Below are 17,067 nucleotides of genomic sequence, written 5' to 3' on the forward strand. Positions count from 1 at the left end.
GTCGAATATTCTGGTGGTGTCGGCTTCCTCAAGGCTGGCCTGCAGGCCGCCTGGGCGATCACCACGGTCAGCCCGACCTACGCGCAGGAGATCCGCTCGGCGGAATTCGGCATGGGTCTCGACGGCCTCATCAACATGCGCTCCAGCGATCTCTATGGCATCGTCAACGGCATCGACACCGGCATCTGGGATCCGGAAACCGACAAGCATCTGGTATCCCCCTACAAGGCGAGCACACTGAAGGCGCGCGCGCCCAACAGGACTGCCGTGGAGGACCGCTTCAGTCTTGAGCGTGACGACAGCCCGATCGTCTGCGTGGTCAGCCGGCTGACCTGGCAGAAGGGGATGGACATACTGGCGCTGGTGATCGACGGCATCGTTGCCACTGGCGCGCGGCTGGCCATCCTAGGATCGGGCGATGCTGGTCTCGAAGGCGCGCTGCTTGCCGCTGCCGCCCGGCATCGCGGCCGTATCGGTGTGGTCGTCGGCTACGATGAGGGGCTGTCGCACATCATGCAGGGTGGCTGTGACGCCATCGTCATCCCCTCGCGCTTCGAACCGTGCGGGCTGACGCAGCTTTACGGCCTGCGCTATGGCTGCGTGCCGGTGGTCGCGCGCACCGGGGGCCTCGCCGATACGGTCATCGACGCCAATGAGGCCGCCGTCTCTGCCGGTGTCGCCACCGGCCTCCAGTTCGCGCCCAACAATGGCGGTGCCTTGCTGCACGCCATCCGCCGCCTCGTCGACGCCCATGCCAGTCCGACGGTCTGGGAATCGCTGCAGCGCCAGGGCATGAAGGCCGATGTGTCGTGGGACAAGAGCGCCGAAAAATATGTCGAACTCTATCGCTCGCTACTTTCGAAAAGGGTTGCCTGAAGCATGATACGGACCGTCCCCACCAAGCCTTATTCCGACCAGAGGCCCGGCACGTCGGGCCTGCGCAAGAAGGTGCCTGTCTTTCAGCAGGAGCACTATGCCGAGAATTTCATCCAGTCGATCTTCGACGCGCTCGACGGTTTCAAGGGCAAGACCCTGGTGATTGGCGGTGACGGCCGGTTCTACAATCGCGAGGTCATCCAGAAGGCCATCGCCATGGCCGCCGCCAACGGCTTCGGCAAGGTGATGGTCGGGCAGGGCGGCATCCTGTCGACGCCGGCCGCCTCGCATGTCATCCGCAAGTACAAGACCTTTGGCGGCATCATCCTGTCGGCCAGCCATAATCCCGGCGGCCCGCATGAGGATTTCGGCATCAAGTACAATGCCGGCAATGGCGGCCCGGCGCCGGAAAAGCTGACCGACGCGATGTTCGAGAAAACCAAGACAATCTCAAGCTTCAAGATCGCCGATATCGATCCGATCGACATCGACACAACAGGCACGGTCAAGGCCGCCGGCATGACGGTCGAGATCATCGACCCGGTCGCCGACTATGCCGAACTGATGGAAAGCCTGTTCGATTTCGATGCCCTGCGCAAACTGTTCAAATCCGGCTTCCGCATGCGCTTCGACGCCATGCACGCGGTGACCGGCCCCTACGCCAAGGAGATCCTGGAGAACCGGCTTGGCGCGCCCAACGGCACCTGCCGCAATTTCAAGCCGCTGCCGGATTTCGGCGGCCATCACCCGGATCCGAACCTCGTCCATGCCAAGCACCTCTATGACGAGATGATGGGACCGGACGCGCCGGATTTCGGCGCTGCCTCGGATGGCGACGGCGACCGCAATCTGATCATCGGCAAGGGCATTTTCGTCACCCCGTCGGATTCAGTTGCCATGCTCGCCGCCAATGCCCGCCTGGCGCCCGGCTACAAGGCCGGTTTGAAGGGTATCGCCCGCTCGATGCCGACCAGTGGCGCTGCCGACCGCGTCGCTGAAAAACTCGGCATCGCCCTCTATGAGACGCCGACCGGCTGGAAGTTCTTCGGCAATCTGCTGGATGCCGACATGGCGACGATCTGCGGCGAGGAGAGTGCGGGCACCGGCTCCAACCATGTCCGCGAAAAGGACGGCCTATGGGCGGTGCTTTTGTGGCTCAACATCCTTGCCGCGCGCGGCGAAAGCTGCAAGCAGATCGTCACTGAGCACTGGGCGACCTACGGTCGCAACTACTATTCGCGGCACGATTATGAAGAGGTTGAGAGCGACCGCGCCAACGCATTGGTCGACGAACTGCGCGCCAAGCTCGGCGCGCTGCCGGGTACCAGCGCTCGCGGCATGAAAATCGCCAGCGCCGACGATTTTGCCTATCGCGATCCGGTCGACGGTTCGATCAGCGAGCATCAGGGCATCAGGGTGCTGTTCGAAGGTGGTTCGCGGGTCGTCTTCCGCCTCTCCGGCACCGGCACGTCGGGCGCGACGCTGCGCGTCTACATCGAACGTTACGAGCCGGACAAGTCGAGGCACGACCTCGACACCCAGGCCGCCCTTGCCGATCTGATAGCCGCAGCCGATGATATTGCCGGGATTCACAGCCATACCGGCCGCCCCAAGCCAAGCGTGATTACTTGAGGGTGGCGGTTCGCGCTTTCCCTTCTCCCCTTGTGGGGTTCGAAGGACGGGGCGAGACCCGTGGCTCGCCCCAGGGCGGTGGATCGGCGCGTAGCGCCGAGACGGTTGAGGGGTGCGCGAAGGATCGCTGTCCTTGCCAAGCGGGAACATCCCTCATCCGTCGCCTTCGGCGACACCTTCTCCCACAAGGGGCGAAGGGGGAGACTGCATGACCCAGCTCGGCGCCACCGTCACCCGCGAAGGCATCCGCTTTGCCGCCTGGTCGCAGGCCGCCCGTCGGCTTTGGGTCTCGATCTTCGACGAGCAGGGCAACCGGGAAATCGAACGGCTCGAACTGCAGCCGGAAGGTGAGGGCGTCCATGCGCTGTTCATTGCGGGCCTTGGCCAGGGCATCCGCTACGGCTTTCGCGCCGATGGCGACTACGCGCCGGAACGCGGACTGTGGTTCGATCCCGCCAAGCTCCTGACCGATCCATATGCCGTCGAGATCGACAGGTCCTATGTCTATGACTGGCGGCTGGCCCAGCGCCGGGGCGAGGGCGCCGATACCGCACCGCTGATGCCGAAGGCGATTGCCGCTGCGCTGCCGAAGCCGGTGCAGGCTGCCCCGCCGCTATTCCAGCCGGGCGGCCTTATTTACGAAGTGCCGGTGCGCGCCTTCACCATGCTGCATCCGGACATTCCCGAAAAATTGCGCGGAACAGTCGCCGCACTTGCTCACCCGGCGGTTATCGAGCATCTGAAAAAACTGGGGGTTGACGCGGTCGAACTGATGCCGGTGACCGCGTGGATTGACGAGCGACATTTGCCGCCGCTCGGGCTGCGCAACGCCTGGGGCTACAATCCCGTGACTTTCATGGCCCTCGATCCGCGTTTGGCGCCGGGCGGCATCATGGAGTTGCGAAACACGGTCGCCGTGCTGCGTGAGGCTGGCATCGGCGTCATCCTCGACCTCGTCTTCAACCACACCGGCGAGAGCGACTGGCTTGGCCCGACGCTGTCGCTGCGCGGCCTGGACAACCAGGCCTACTACCGGCACTCATCAGACGGCGGGCTGGCCAACGATACCGGCACCGGCAACACGGTCGCTTGCGATCATCCTGTCGTCCAGGAGATGGTCCTCGACACGCTTCGCCATTTCGTCAGGGATGCCGGCGTCGACGGCTTCCGCTTCGACCTGGCGCCCATTCTGGGCAGGGTTGAAGGAACATTCGATGCCGAGGCGCCGATGCTGAGAGCGATGCGCGACGACCCGCTGCTGGCCGATCGCGTGTTGATCGCTGAGCCGTGGGACATCGGTTCCGACGGCTATCAGCTCGGTAATTTCCCGCCGCCCTTCCTCGAATGGAACGACAAGTATCGCGATGACGTCAGGCGCTTCTGGCGCGGCGACGCCGGCATGGTCGGTGCGCTGGCGACCCGGCTTGCCGGTTCGTCCGATGTGTTCGCAACGAACCGGCAAAACGCCAGTCGGACCGTCAATTTCATCGCCGCCCATGACGGCATGACGCTCGCCGATATCGTGCGCTACGAGCGCAAGCACAACGAAGCCAATGGCGAGCAGAACCGCGACGGTCACAATGAAAACCTATCCTGGAACAACGGCGTCGAAGGGGATGCGGACGATCCGGCCGTATGGGAGTCTCGCCAGAACGATCAGTGCGCGCTGCTCGCCACGCTGTTTGCCTCGCGCGGCACCATCATGCTGACCGCAGGCGACGAGTTCGGCCGCACCCAGCAAGGCAACAACAACGCCTATGCGCAGGACAACGAGATCACCTGGCTCGACTGGGCCGGCCGTGACCAGGTGCTGGAGCGCTACACGGAGGAACTCTCGAGGCTGCGCCGGTCGATGCCGGCGCTCTCCGATACAAGCTTCCTCACTGGCCAGCCACCGGCAGGTTCAGAGATACCGGACGTCGCATGGCTGACCGAGACAGGCGCGCCGCTCAATGAACAGTGCTGGCAGGACCCGCAGCGGTACCGCCTCGTCATGATCCTGGGTGGCGTCAGCCGCCTTGCCGTCATCATCAACGGCGATCGCCGGGCCTGCATGTTCACCTTGCCTGAGCGAGACGGATTCTTCTGGGCTCCAGCCATCGAAGCGCCGGATGCGGCGGACAGATCGCGACCGATATCGGGACGGGCGGTGATCTTCATGATCGAACGAGCGCAAGCCGGCACAGGGGAGAAGCGCAATGGCGGCGAGTGACAAGACCGGATGGTGGCGTGGTTGCGTCATCTACCAGATCTATCCGCGCTCCTTCCAGGACACGACCGGCGATGGCAGCGGCGATCTCGCCGGTATCACCTCGAGGCTCGCCCATGTCGCCTCGCTTGGTGTCGATGCCGTCTGGCTGTCGCCTTTCTTCAAGTCGCCGATGGCCGATATGGGCTACGACGTGTCGGATTACTGCGATGTCGATCCGATGTTCGGCACGCTCGAGGATTTCGATGCGCTGGTCGCCGAGGCGCATCGTCTCGGCCTGAAGATCGTCATCGACCAGGTGCTGTCGCATTCGTCCGACAGGCACGACTGGTTTGTCGAAAGCCGCGCCAGCCGCGATAACCCCAAGTCGGACTGGTATGTCTGGGCCGATGCCAAGCCAGATGGCGGGGCACCCAACAACTGGCTCTCCGTGTTCGGTGGCCCGGCCTGGGAATGGGATTCGACCCGCCGGCAATACTACATGCACAACTTCCTAGCCTCGCAGCCCGACCTGAATTTCCACAACCCGGAGGTCCAGGACGCGCTTCTCGACACGGTGCGGTTCTGGCTGGAGCGCGGCGTCGACGGCTTCCGGCTCGATACGGTCAATTACTATGTCCACGACCGCTGGCTGCGCAGCAATCCGCCCCTGGCGTCGAGCGTCGCCGGCACCAACGGCGAGACCAACACCTACCTCTACCAGGAGCATCTGTTCGACAAGACGCAGCCGGAAAACCTGGCGTTCCTGCGCCGCTTCAGGGCGCTGCTCGATGAATATGACGACCGCGCCGCGGTTGGCGAAATCGGCGATGAAGGCCGCTCGCTGCAGACGCTCGCGGCTTACACCTCAGGCGGCGACAAGCTGCATATGTGTTACACCTTCGACCTGCTCGGTCCGCAGTTCTCGGCCGCGCATGTGCGTGGCTGCGTCGAAGCCTTCGAGGCGGCCGTCTCCGACGGCTGGGTCTGCTGGGCGTTCTCCAACCATGACGTGGTGCGCCATGTCAGCCGCTGGACAAGGCCGGGCAGCGATCCCGACGCCGTCGCAAGATTCTCGATCATGCTGTTGTCCTGCCTGCGCGGCTCGATCTGCCTCTATGAGGGCGAGGAGCTGGGCCTGGAGGAGGCGGAGCTGGCCTATGAGGATCTGCGCGATCCCGTCGGCATCCGCTTCTGGCCAGGCGTCAAGGGCAGGGATGGGTGTCGCACGCCAATGGTCTGGGAGGCCGGCGCCGACAATGCAGGCTTCTCCACGGCCAGGCCCTGGCTGCCGATACCGGCCAGCCATCGCACCCGCGCGGTCGACGTCCAGAATGCCGACACGGCCTCGGTGCTGAAGTCCTATCGGACCACGCTGGCCTTGCGCGGGAAGCATGAGGCGCTGGTATCAGGCTCGATCCGCTTTCTCGACGCCGAGGGTGACGTGCTGGCTTTCGTTCGCGAGGGCGGCGGCGAAAGACTGCTCTGTGTCTTCAATTTTGCTGGAGGACCGGCCAATTGGCCGTTGCCGCAAGACTTAGGAGCGGTTACGGAACTTGACGGCGATGCCTCGCTCACCAGGGAGGTCGAGCTTTTGCTGCCGGGACTTGGATGCTTCCTCGGTAGGCTCGACTGATGCCTCGACTGCTCTACTGCACCAGCACGGAGCGTCCACAAGTCGCGCCGGTGACCCGGACATCCGCCTCGCCGAGACGCACGCCAAGGGCTCCAAGCAGGTTGGCAAGCAAGGTATCGATCGGGGCCGCCACGCTGTTCAGAAGTGCCACCACCGGCGGCTTCACAAATCCCAGAAGGGCGTCAAGATTCAGCGGCAGGCCGAGTAAATTCGCCGTCAGCGACAGGCCGCTGACCAGCGACGTAGTCAACGATTGGGTAAAATTTTGCGTGTAAGCGGTCCTTATCGTCTTGGCATCGATGTCGGCCTTGTTGAAAGTCAGCGTCGTCGCGGGGTTATTGGCCATGTTAAACGCCGCTGAGCCCACTACGGACACCACGGGGATGAGCAGAAGTTTCACGGCCGCGATTTCGGTGTTGGAAAACGTCTCCTTATTGGTGAAATCGGCAAAGCCGGCGCTGCTGCTGTCACCGAGATGTCCTTCGACGATACCGGGACGTGTAGCAACGGTGACCTTGATACTGTCAGGGCCTGTTGGACAACTTATGTCCATGAGCTTGGCCTCGGCATAGGCGACTTCGACATGCAGGGGCAAACTGACCGATACCAAGGTGATACCGCCTCCGACATTTTTGTTACCGCCCCCGATCTTCACTATTAGCTTGATGCGGGTCTGCGCCGTCCGCACAATGGCGCCGACCTCGCCAACCGCCAGCCATGGCGAGGATTGCGGCGGTTCGCCGATGGCGATGGCGAGCGTGGTCGACAGCACCCCCGGAATGGCGGCGCCGAGGGCGACGTCGACCTGCTTCGAACCGTTTGCCAGTCCGGCGGCGGCGGTCAGCATGCCCATCGCGCTGGCATCGACGCCAAGGCCGGCCGGCTTTTGACCGAGGCCCAACTTGCCGACGGAGCCGAGATCGATCAGATGACTGAGCGGGATCTGGACCGTACTGGTCGACTTGGAAGCGATCGTCTGCAGGGCGACCTTGGCCGTGTTGCCAAGCCCCGGCACATTGGCCATGGCCGTGGCGATCTGGCCGACGGTCGCCTTCGATGCCAGCACATCCGAATACGACACGCCGGTCAGGTTCAGCTGTGTGGCAAGGCCGTCGACGAAGGAGAGCACGCTCACATCGGCGGAGAGCAGCGCGTTGTAGTCCATGACGCTGAGCGAGATGTTGCTGCCGAGAAGTCCGCCGAGAAGCGCGTTGAGGATACCGCCATCGAGGCTGGCGAGCCTCGATCCGACCGAGAACGTCGCCTGCGGCGTCATGCTGGCGATGGCTTGGGTGCCGATGACGGGAGTTGGGATCAGCGAACTCGCGAAATAGCGGGCCGGGATCTTCTTCAGGGTGACATGGACGGCATTGTAGGGTGTTACGCTGGCCTGGAAACGCTGGCCCACATTGGCGCCGGATGCCACATATCGCCCGGGCGTGACCGTCACGACGGTTTTGCCGGCCGCCGGCTCGATCGTCTGTCCCGAGCTTTGAACGATAACCCCTGGCATGCCGTTGTCGGTCAGTGTGGTGACAACCGCGGTGTTGACATTGGTCATGTTCGAGGCGGCGGTGATCGCCGCCAGGTCCACCATTGCCTGGGCTTCGCGGCGCTCGGTGTAGATCGAGGCTTCGTCGATGGCCACCGCGGCCAGCGCCAGCGCCACCGGCGCGCTCAATGCCGCCATGACGGTGAAGTTCGCTTTCCTGTCACTCAGCATCAACCGGGCAAGCCGACCGATCCCATTGCACGCATGCAGCAGCATTCAAATGCCCCCGACCCTGATCGTTGACTGGCGCTTGATCGTGGTCCCGGGCATGGCTATGCCCGGGAAAAGGTTCCAGATCGGCAGGTTGCGGGCGTCGTACTGGATGGAAACCACGAACTGGCTTCCATCAGCCGTGCTGTCGTTGGCCTGGTAGGTCAACTTGCTGACATCCACGAAGGGATATCCGCCGGCATTGTTGGTGACGAAGCTGGCTACGAGCGTCTGGCGTTCGGTCTGGTTCAACCCGGCAATTGCCGTGCGGGCGGCATCCGCTGCGATCTGTTGGATCGAGTTGGCGGCGCCGAAGTATATACCATATGCAACCATTCCGAGTAGAAGAAGAATGAAAATCGGTGAAAGCAAGGCAAATTCGACCGCAGAAGTGCCGTGTTCTTCTTGAAGTTTCCGCATTAATTGACGGATTTTGGGCAATTTACTTGCTCTGTTACTCATAGCCGCCACGCGTCTGAAGTTCGAACCATATAGAAGGTACTCATAATGTAACCCCAGGTTGCTTAAGAACGCATTAAGACATTCCGGCAAACTGGCATGGCTCCGATTCGCGGTGAAAAATGGCGTCGAGGTGAAGAAACCAAGTCAAGCTTCTGGTTTCGGCTGCTGTTTCAGCGGCCACGCCATAGCTTTCGTCCGCCTTACTTTGGGTGACCCAGAGAGTCTGTTGAAATAAAAATTCTCCGCGTTAGTGTCTGGGCACGAGCCGCAGGACGGGAACCAGCGGCGCGCTCAAAGGGGTCAGATATCGGCTTCAGGGCGTCAACACTTAATAGGCGCGCCAACGGCAGCGCCGACAGGGAGAACTTCATGCTGAAAAACATGCTGAAGGCGACGGTGCTCGCCACGACCATGGCGCTGGCCGCCGGCACCTTCTACACGCCGGCTTTCGCCGAGACCGTCTATAACAGAGGCAGCGCCGCCGAAGCGGAGACGGTCGATCCGCACAAGACCTCGACCGTCTACGAAGCCGATATCATACGCGACCTGTTCCAGGGCCTGGTCATGCATGACCAGAAGACGAACCTCATTCCGGGCGCGGCCGAAAGCTGGACAGTGTCAGACGACGGGACTGTCTACACCTTCAAGCTGCGCAAGGATGGCCTCTGGTCGGATGGCAGCCCGGTGACGGCGGACGACTTCGTCTATTCGTTTCGTCGGCTGGAAGACCCGGCCACCGCTGCCGAATACGCCTCGATGCTGTACCCGGTGAAGGGTGCGGAGGACGTCAACACCAAGAAGGGCAAGCCGGAGGATATGGGTGTCAAAGCGATTGACGCAAATACCCTCGAAGTCACGCTGAAGGCGCCGACGCCTTACTTCCTGGAGATGCTGACCCACCAGGCCGCCTATCCGGTCAACAAGGCTTCGATCGACAAGCTCGGCGCCGACTGGATCAAGGCGGGTAATCTCGTTTCGAACGGCGCCTATACGCTGGCCGAGTGGATACCCAACGACCACATGAAGCTGGTCAAGAATCCGAAATTCTGGGACGCCGCGACCGTCAAGATGGACGTCGTCAACTATATCCCGACCGAAGACCGCTCATCGGCGATGAAGCGGTTCGAGGCCGGCGAACTCGACAGCTACGGCGACCTGCCGACCGAACAGCTCGCTGACCTCAAGACCAAGTTCGGCGACCAGGTCCGCGTCGGACCTTATCTCGGCACCTATTATTATGCGATCAAGACCGACAAGGCGCCGTGGGACAATGTCGAACTGCGCAACGCCATCTCGATGGCGATCGACCGCGACTTCCTCGCTGAGAAGGTCTGGCAGAACTCGATGCTGCCTGGCTATTCGATGGTGCCTCCGGGCATCGCGGGCTACACGCCGGCAATGGCCAAATACGCCGACATGTCGCAGATCGACCGCGAGGACGCTGCCAAGAAGACCCTCGAGAAACTCGGCTATACGCCCGAGCATCCATTGAAGATGGAGATCCGCTACAACACTTCGGAAAACCACAAGAACACGGCCGTCGCCATCCAGGAACAGTTGAAGCCGCTCGGCATCGACGTCTCGCTCGTCAACACCGACACCAAGACCCACTACTCCTTCCTCGAGCAGAAGGGCGACTACGACTTGGCGCGTGCCGCCTGGATCGCCGACTACAAGGATCCGGAGACCTTCCTCGGCATCACCCGCAAGGCCAGCGGCAACAATTATTCGAGCTATGTCAGCCCGGCATATGAAGCGGCCATGGACAAGGCTGCGGCTGCCGGCGGCAAACCGGAAGAGCGCATGAAGGACCTCACTGAGGCCGAGCGCATCCTTGTCGATGACGTCGGTAACATTCCGCTTCTCTACTACAGCTTCCACGACATCGTTTCCTCGAAGCTGCATGGCTTCGACGACAATGTGATGGACATCCATCCGTCCCGCTTCATCAGCAAGGACTGATCCTTAGCCGGGCCGCCGCGCAACGAGATGCGCGGCGGTGCTGGTTTGCCATCGCATCGGCCCGGGAACCGGAATCGATTTTCGGCATGTCGGTGCGAAGATTTGAAGGCTAGAGCGCAACCGTCCAGCTGGACGCGCGTTGCTCTGGGTCAAGCGGGGCACCGATGCTGCGATACGTATTACGGCGGCTTCTGACCGCCATCCCGACGCTGTTCGTCATCGTGACCATGGCGTTTTTCCTGATGCGCGTCGCGCCGGGCGGCCCATTCAACCAGGAGCGGGGGCTGAGCCCCGAGATCAAGGCCAATCTCGAAGCCCAGTTCGGCCTCAACGACCCGCTCTGGCTGCAATTCGTCCATTATCTCGGCAATCTGCTGCGCGGCAATTTCGGCCCGAGCTACAACATGCCGGATTTCACCGTCACCGAACTCTTCGCCAAGGGCCTGCCTATATCGGTTCAGCTCGGCGCCTCGGCGCTCGTCCTGGCGCTGCTACTCGGTTGTGTGCTCGGCACCATTGCGGCGCTTAACCAGAACAAGCTTGGCGACTATACGGTGATCGCGCTGGCGACGGCCGGCAGCACTATCCCAACCTTCGTCATCGCGCCGGTGATCCAACTCCTGTTCGGGCTGACCTGGAGGCTGCTGCCGATCGGTGGGTGGGGCGATGGCGCTTTCATCAACAAGGTCGGTCCGGTGTTGACGCTCGCTCTGCCGCAGATCGCCATCGTCGCCCGGCTGATGCGTGGCTCGATGATCGAATCCTTGCGGTCCCACCACATCCGCACGGCGCGCGCGCTCGGCCTGTCCGATTGGTCGGTGGTGGTCAAGCACGCGCTGCGCGGTGCCATCCTGCCGATCGTCTCCTTCACCGGTCCGGCGGCGGCGGCATTGCTGACCGGCTCGGTCATTGTCGAGACGATCTTCTCCATTCCAGGCGTCGGCCGCTATTTCGTCGATGCCGCGCTCAATCGTGACTACACGCTGGTGATGGGAACGGTGGTGGTGATCGCCATCTTTACCATTGTCTTCAACCTGATCGTCGACGTCATGTACGCGGTCGTCGATCCGAGGGTGCGCTATGACTGACATCGCAGCCACAGCCCCCACCGTCATCGGCCGTTCGCTCTGGGGGGATGCCTGGGCGCGGCTCAAGGCCAATCGCGCCGCCATGTTCAGCCTGTACTACCTTGCCCTGATCGGTGTCGTCAGCGTGTTCGGACCGTGGTTCGTGCCGCATCAATACACCACCATCTATGCCGACTATGTGCGTATGCCGCCAAGCCTGTCAGCCTATCCGAAGGCCGACATGATCGAGACGGCGCTTACCGAAGCGATCAAGCGCATGCGGGTCGACATCAAGGAGTGGCGGCAGGAAGGCAACCAGGTCTTCGTCACCGTCAAGTCGACCAGGCCGATCGACGATCGCAATATCCGTTATCTCGACCGTTCCGATGCCTTTGACGGCACCAAGATCGAGAGCAAGTCGCCCGACGGTCTCGAAGTGACGATGAGCGCCTCGATCAAGCAGCAGTATTTCCTGTTCGGCACCGACAACACCGGCCGGGATCTGTTGTCGCGCACGCTGATGGCCGGGCGCATATCGCTGGCCATCGGCCTGCTCGCGGGTGTCGTGGCGGTGGTCATCGGCGTGGTCTACGGGGCCGCTGCCGGCTTTGCCGGCGGCAAGGTCGACGAGGTGATGATGCGCATCGTCGACGTGCTCTATTCCTTGCCCTTCATCTTCTTCGTCATCATGCTGGTAGTGTTTTTCGGCCGCAACTTCGTGCTGATGTTCCTGGCGGTCGGCGCCGTGCTGTGGCTCGACATGGCGCGCATCGTGCGCGGCCAGGCGCTGTCGATCCGCCGGCAGGAATATGTCCAGGCGGCGGAAGCCATGGGTGTCGGCCAGCGCGGTATCCTGCTGCGCCACGTCATCCCCAACCTGCTCGGCCCGGTGGTGATCTACATGACGCTGCTGGTGCCTCAGGTCATCATCCTGGAAAGCTTCCTGTCGTTTCTCGGCCTCGGCGTGCAGGAGCCGATGACCAGCTGGGGCGTGCTGATCTCGGTCGGCGCCAAGAACATCGGCACCGCCAACTGGCTGCTCCTGTTTCCCGCCTTCTTCCTCGTCTCGACGCTGTTCGCGCTGAACTTCGTCGGCGACGGCCTGCGCGACGCACTGGACCCGAGAGATCGATAAGATGGGGATCGCTAAGATGGCTGCTTCCGAAACGATCCTCAGCGTCAAGGATCTGCGTGTCCGCTTCCGCACGCTCGACGGCGCAGTCGAGGCGGTGAAGGGCATCAGCATCCACGTCAATGCGGGCGAGACCGTTGCCGTGGTTGGCGAATCCGGGTCCGGCAAAAGCCAGACGATGATGGCGGCGATGAGCCTGCTGGCATCGAACGGCGAAGCGACAGGCAGCGTTGATTATCGCGGCCGCAATCTTCTGACGCTCAGCAAATCCGAGCTCAACCAGGTTCGTGGCCGCAAGATCAGCATGATCTTTCAGGAGCCGATGACTTCGCTCGATCCGCTCTATTCGATCGGCAACCAGTTGATCGAGCCGATCCGCCGGCACCGGGGCCTGAATGCCGCCGAGGCGCGGGAAGAGGCGCTCAAGCTGCTGCGGCTGGTGCATATTCCCGATCCCGAGCGGCGGATGAAATCCTATCCGCATGAAATGTCCGGTGGCCAGCGCCAGCGTGTGATGATCGCGATGGCGCTCGCCAACGACCCTGACATATTGATCGCCGACGAGCCGACGACGGCGCTCGACGTGACCATCCAGGCGCAGATCCTGATGCTTCTGGCCGAATTGCAGCGCAAGCTCGGCATGGCGATCGTCTTCATCACCCACGATCTTGGCATCGTCCGCCGCTTTGCCGACCGGGTCTATGTCATGCGCCAGGGCGAGGTTGTCGAGGAGGGGGAGGCGGAGGCCATCTTCGTCAATCCCCAGCATGCCTACACGAAAATGCTGCTGGCGGCCGAGCCGGCCGGCAGCAAGCGGCCGCCGCCCGCCAATGCTCCGGTGCTGCTCGAAGGTAGAAATGTCGAAGTGACGTTCAGGATTGGCGGCGGGTTTCTTGCTGGTGAACCGCTGATGCTGCGTGCCGTCGATCACATCTCGATCCGGCTGCAGCGAAACCAGACCATCGGCATCGTTGGTGAATCCGGCTCGGGCAAGTCGACGCTCGGCCGCGCCTTGCTGCGGCTGTTGCCGAGCGACGGGCTTATCCGTTTCGGTGATCGCGACATTTCCCAAGCCGACAGGCAGGCGATGCGGCCGCTGCGGCGCCAGATGCAGCTCGTCTTCCAGGATCCGTTCGGCTCGCTGTCGCCGCGCATGACCGTCGGCCAAGTCATCACCGAAGGACTTCTGGTGCATGAGCCTGATCTTTCGGGCAAGCAGCGTGATCAACGCGCGGTCGACGCCTTGCGCGAGGTCGGCCTCGACCCCAACGCACGCAATCGCTACCCGCACGAATTCTCCGGCGGCCAGCGGCAGCGCATCGCCATTGCTCGCGCCATGATCCTGAAGCCCAGGCTGGTGGTATTGGATGAGCCGACCTCGGCGCTCGATCGCTCTGTGCAGAAACAGATCGTCGAACTGCTGCGCAAGCTGCAGGCGGACCACGAATTGTCCTATCTCTTCATCAGCCACGATCTGTCGGTCGTGCGCGCCATGGCCGACTACATCATCGTCATGAAACAGGGCAAGATCGTCGAGGAAGGGCCGACTGAGGCGATCTTCAGCGATCCGCGGCACGCCTACACACAGACGCTGATGGCCGCGGCGATCGACGTGACGCGATTTCGCCTGAGCGCCTGAACCGGGCTCCGCACCGAGGCATTGGCTGTCCGCTCAATTCGCGGACCTGGGGCACTTGCGTGCTCGCACAGCGGCAATGGCATCCTGTTGCTGCTTAAGCCGGTCGATCCTGGCTGTTTCGCGGTTGGCTACCGCGGTCTTCACGCGTGAGCCGCCGAGCAGCCAGCGTGGAACATTGGTGTTGGCCACCTTGCCGCGCGTGATTGCCGTTTGCGAGATGTCACGGGCGACGTCTCCCATCGCCCTGTTGAGGTCGGTGCACGTCATCGAATCGTATTTCGCTGCATCGACGGTTCTGCCGAGCGATGAACAGCCAGTGAAGAGAACCAGCGTCATCACAAGAATCAAGGGCGGGGCTGTGGTTGAATTCAAATTCATGTCGCACTCGGCCCGCCGTTTGGCTGACTCCATCAGGTCCATCGACCCTAAAGCCGACGGACCTTTTCGTCAAAATATGCGGCCCGCGAAGAAACCTGCCACCGGCCAGCCTTTGCGTCCGGCGCAGGAACATTCTCTGCCACTCGAATTGCTATCTGGCGCGTGTTGGGTTCAATCACTGGTGAACGCAGAGAGCCCGTCCCGGCGACGTCGGGCGGTCCTTTCCTACGCTGCTTCGGCCACGAACGTCGACGGGGAGCAACCGCCGAGCACTGTCTGAGCGATGTCGGCGTCATTTTCATCGACATGCGCCATCACCAGAACCACCCCCTCGGCAACGTCTTGATCATCCGCCTTCATGGCGGCCATGGCGAATGTTCCAAACAGACCGCCGGCAACGCCGCCGCAGACCGCGCCAGCCACCGCTGCTGGCAACACGCTCGCAGCAAGAGGATTGATGCCATGGGCCGCAACGGCGCTCAGGCAGGCCAACACGCCGGCGGCAGCGCCAAGTAACGATCCCAAAGCGGAAACCCTAAGAGATCCCGCCTCGTTATTGTAAGGCCCGATGATGGCGATCTGTACGCGCGGAATTCCGTCCGCCACCAAGTCGCTGGCGACCCGCGCCGCATCGGCGGGGGGATCAAAAAGTCTGCTAATCGTCGGCATGGTCGCTTAACGCTTTTGGCTGTTCAGCGTCGTGTTGGGGAGGAATGACGCGGCAATCAGGTCGTCAACCTCGATTAGGCCCTCGTCGCCCTCCATGATGGCCGCGACCTTCTGGAAGGTCTTCATCTCGTCTTCGGTAATCTGGGCTTCCTGCATCCTGGCTTTGATCTCTGTCATCCGCATGCCAAGGGCATGGGATTTCTTGGTCTCACGGTTCGACATGCTGCTGCTCTTTAGTTTTTCATTGATCATTTTCGCCCACCACCCGAATTTGGGGCAAGGGCAAGCGTTTCCAACCTGGACTTCGGTCGGGCAGGGGCTGGACTTAAGTCTGGTTGCGGGCGTGATTGGGATGCGTGCCAAAGGCCTCTCGTGGCCCCACTCCCATCAAGACCCGACTCCCATCAAGAATCGGGGCCGGATTCCTGCGTCGGTACCCGTCGTTCGATCACCACGGGATGGTGCCGATGGGTTAGGACGAAACCTGTCACGACAGTGCTGTCGTGGTGATGATGCCGGCGCCTATGATCATGGGACGCACGACGGAACATTAGGCGTGCCTGATGGTTTATTTCTCGCAGCCGGGATCACGATTTGGTGGTCTGCTGCAGATCAGTCGGCAAAGGCTGGTCGGCCCGCGTTCTCCGCCAGAGGCGCGGGCTTCCCCAGGCAGCAGGAGAGAGATCATGAACAACATCATTTGGCTCGTTGGAGCTGTAGTCATCGTGATAGCGATCTTGAGCTTTTTTGGCCTCCGCTGAGCGGAAACGCGCGTACCAGTTGAGATGTTTTCCGGGATCTGTCCGCGAGCGCAGGCATGAAGGCATCAGGCGGCCGGTTGGACCGTCTGGTTACTGTCCAGTGCAAGAGGCATCGCTGTCGGCCGAGTCACAGAGGCACGGCGAATAGAAATTCGCCCATCCGACTGACGGGGGACGCGAGTAGTCTCGCTTGAGGGGCAGGTGGAGCGCCGAAGTCGGGATGCGCTAACTCTTTGTTTTCTCTGGTCGGAGTGGCAGGATTTGAACCTGCGACCCCCTCGTCCCGAACGAGGTGCGCTACCAGGCTGCGCTACACTCCGTGACCAGACCGCGGGCTTATAGCCGCCACACTTGGTTCCTGCAAGCGGCACGGCGGCACTTCTGTCGCATTTCGTCGGCTTTCGTCGAGCATTGCCCGAAAGGCCCGGATTCCCTTCCGGAATAAACGTGGCCTAAAGCCTTGTGTGCTAAGCCGCAGCCCTCGACAATTCGTAATTTCTGCCATTCGGAGTTTCCAGTCTTGTCTTTCAGCATCGTTGGCGACGCCCGGCCCAACAGTTTCGAATTCGAAACCGAAGCGCTGATCAAGCCATCCGGCTTTCGCGAATATGATGCGCGCTGGTGGTTCGGCCATCCCGGCTCCGCGCAACTGCCGGAGCTCAATCTGATCGGCGTCCAGGCGCTCGGCATGGGGCTTGGCACGCTTATTCGCCGTCTCGGCGCCGGTCCCGATATCGTCACCGGGCATGATTTCCGCTCCTATTCGCTGTCGATCAAACTGGCCCTGGTGTCCGGTTTGATGGCCGCAGGCGCACGGGTGAGGGACATCGGACTGGCGTTGTCGCCGATGGCGTATTTCGCCCAGTTCGCTTTGGATACGCCCTCGGTCGCCATGGTCACCGC

Annotated in this window: 13 protein-coding genes, 1 tRNA gene and 1 pseudogene; 9 read left to right on the forward strand and 6 right to left on the reverse strand. The window is 62.1% G+C overall.

Features of this window, described 5'->3' with window-relative positions:
• The 4 genes from EN906_RS05120 to EN906_RS05135 all read left to right on the forward strand — a co-directional run.
• A partial coding sequence (locus EN906_RS05120; protein ID WP_127375086.1) for a glycogen/starch synthase occupies positions 1–876 on the forward strand: 876 nt, incomplete at its 5' end.
• A gap of 3 nt (positions 877–879) precedes the next feature.
• Positions 880–2,508 carry an alpha-D-glucose phosphate-specific phosphoglucomutase gene (locus tag EN906_RS05125; protein ID WP_127269987.1) on the forward strand — a complete coding sequence of 543 codons (1,629 nt, stop codon included), beginning with the start codon at positions 880–882 and terminating at the stop codon, positions 2,506–2,508.
• Between the two features lie 208 nt (positions 2,509–2,716).
• Complete coding sequence (gene glgX / locus EN906_RS05130) at positions 2,717–4,720, forward strand: glycogen debranching protein GlgX (RefSeq protein ID WP_127269985.1); 2,004 nt, start codon at positions 2,717–2,719, stop codon at positions 4,718–4,720.
• Positions 4,707–6,332, forward strand: coding sequence for an alpha-glucosidase family protein (locus tag EN906_RS05135; RefSeq protein WP_127267929.1), 1,626 nt, complete (start codon positions 4,707–4,709; stop codon positions 6,330–6,332). Before glgX ends, EN906_RS05135 begins: the two co-directional genes overlap by 14 nt.
• 13 nt (positions 6,333–6,345) lie before the next feature.
• On the opposite strand, the gene EN906_RS05140 is transcribed toward EN906_RS05135, so the two are convergent.
• Positions 6,346–8,100, reverse strand: coding sequence for a TadG family pilus assembly protein (locus tag EN906_RS05140; RefSeq protein WP_127267928.1), 1,755 nt, complete (start codon positions 8,098–8,100; stop codon positions 6,346–6,348).
• Positions 8,101–8,514, reverse strand: a complete 414-nt coding sequence (locus EN906_RS05145) for a TadE/TadG family type IV pilus assembly protein (protein WP_164748810.1) — start codon at positions 8,512–8,514, stop codon at positions 8,101–8,103.
• A 411-nt stretch (positions 8,515–8,925) separates the two neighbouring features.
• Here EN906_RS05145 and EN906_RS05150 point away from each other — a divergent pair, with 411 nt between their 5' ends.
• The 4 genes from EN906_RS05150 to EN906_RS05165 all read left to right on the forward strand — a co-directional run bounded on the left by EN906_RS05150 (position 8,926) and on the right by EN906_RS05165 (position 14,356).
• Positions 8,926–10,518, forward strand: a complete 1,593-nt coding sequence (locus EN906_RS05150) for a peptide ABC transporter substrate-binding protein (RefSeq protein WP_127267926.1) — start codon at positions 8,926–8,928, stop codon at positions 10,516–10,518.
• A gap of 164 nt (positions 10,519–10,682) precedes the next feature.
• Complete coding sequence (locus EN906_RS05155) at positions 10,683–11,606, forward strand: ABC transporter permease subunit (protein WP_027035849.1); 924 nt, start codon at positions 10,683–10,685, stop codon at positions 11,604–11,606.
• Positions 11,599–12,720 carry an ABC transporter permease subunit gene (locus EN906_RS05160; RefSeq protein ID WP_127267925.1) on the forward strand — a complete coding sequence of 374 codons (1,122 nt, stop codon included), beginning with the start codon at positions 11,599–11,601 and terminating at the stop codon, positions 12,718–12,720. Before EN906_RS05155 ends, EN906_RS05160 begins: the two co-directional genes overlap by 8 nt.
• Positions 12,721–12,736: 16 nt before the next feature.
• Positions 12,737–14,356 (forward strand): ABC transporter ATP-binding protein, encoded by a 1,620-nt coding sequence (locus EN906_RS05165; protein WP_127269983.1) that lies wholly within the window; start codon positions 12,737–12,739, stop codon positions 14,354–14,356.
• Positions 14,357–14,389: 33 nt separating this feature from the next.
• On the opposite strand, the gene EN906_RS05170 is transcribed toward EN906_RS05165, so the two are convergent.
• The 4 genes from EN906_RS05170 to EN906_RS05190 form a co-directional block, all read right to left on the reverse strand.
• Positions 14,390–14,734 carry a hypothetical protein gene (locus EN906_RS05170; protein WP_127270013.1) on the reverse strand — a complete coding sequence of 115 codons (345 nt, stop codon included), beginning with the start codon at positions 14,732–14,734 and terminating at the stop codon, positions 14,390–14,392.
• 225 nt (positions 14,735–14,959) lie between these two features.
• Entirely contained in the window at positions 14,960–15,403 is a 444-nt protein-coding gene (locus tag EN906_RS38115; protein ID WP_245484181.1) for a hypothetical protein, read from the reverse strand.
• 6 nt (positions 15,404–15,409) lie between these two features.
• The gene (locus tag EN906_RS05180) at positions 15,410–15,655 is read right to left on the reverse strand and encodes a hypothetical protein (protein WP_127375087.1); all 246 of its coding nucleotides are present in this window, start codon (positions 15,653–15,655) and stop codon (positions 15,410–15,412) included.
• Positions 15,656–16,407: 752 nt separating this feature from the next.
• A tRNA-Pro gene (locus EN906_RS05190) sits at positions 16,408–16,484 on the reverse strand.
• A 200-nt stretch (positions 16,485–16,684) separates the two neighbouring features.
• On the opposite strand from EN906_RS05190, the pseudogene EN906_RS05195 reads away from it, so the two are divergent.
• Positions 16,685–17,067 (forward strand): annotated as a pseudogene (locus EN906_RS05195) (phosphomannomutase/phosphoglucomutase); the annotation flags it as partial.

Source organism: Mesorhizobium sp. M7A.F.Ca.CA.004.06.1.1 (assembly GCF_003999135.1).
GTDB lineage: Bacteria > Pseudomonadota > Alphaproteobacteria > Rhizobiales > Rhizobiaceae > Mesorhizobium.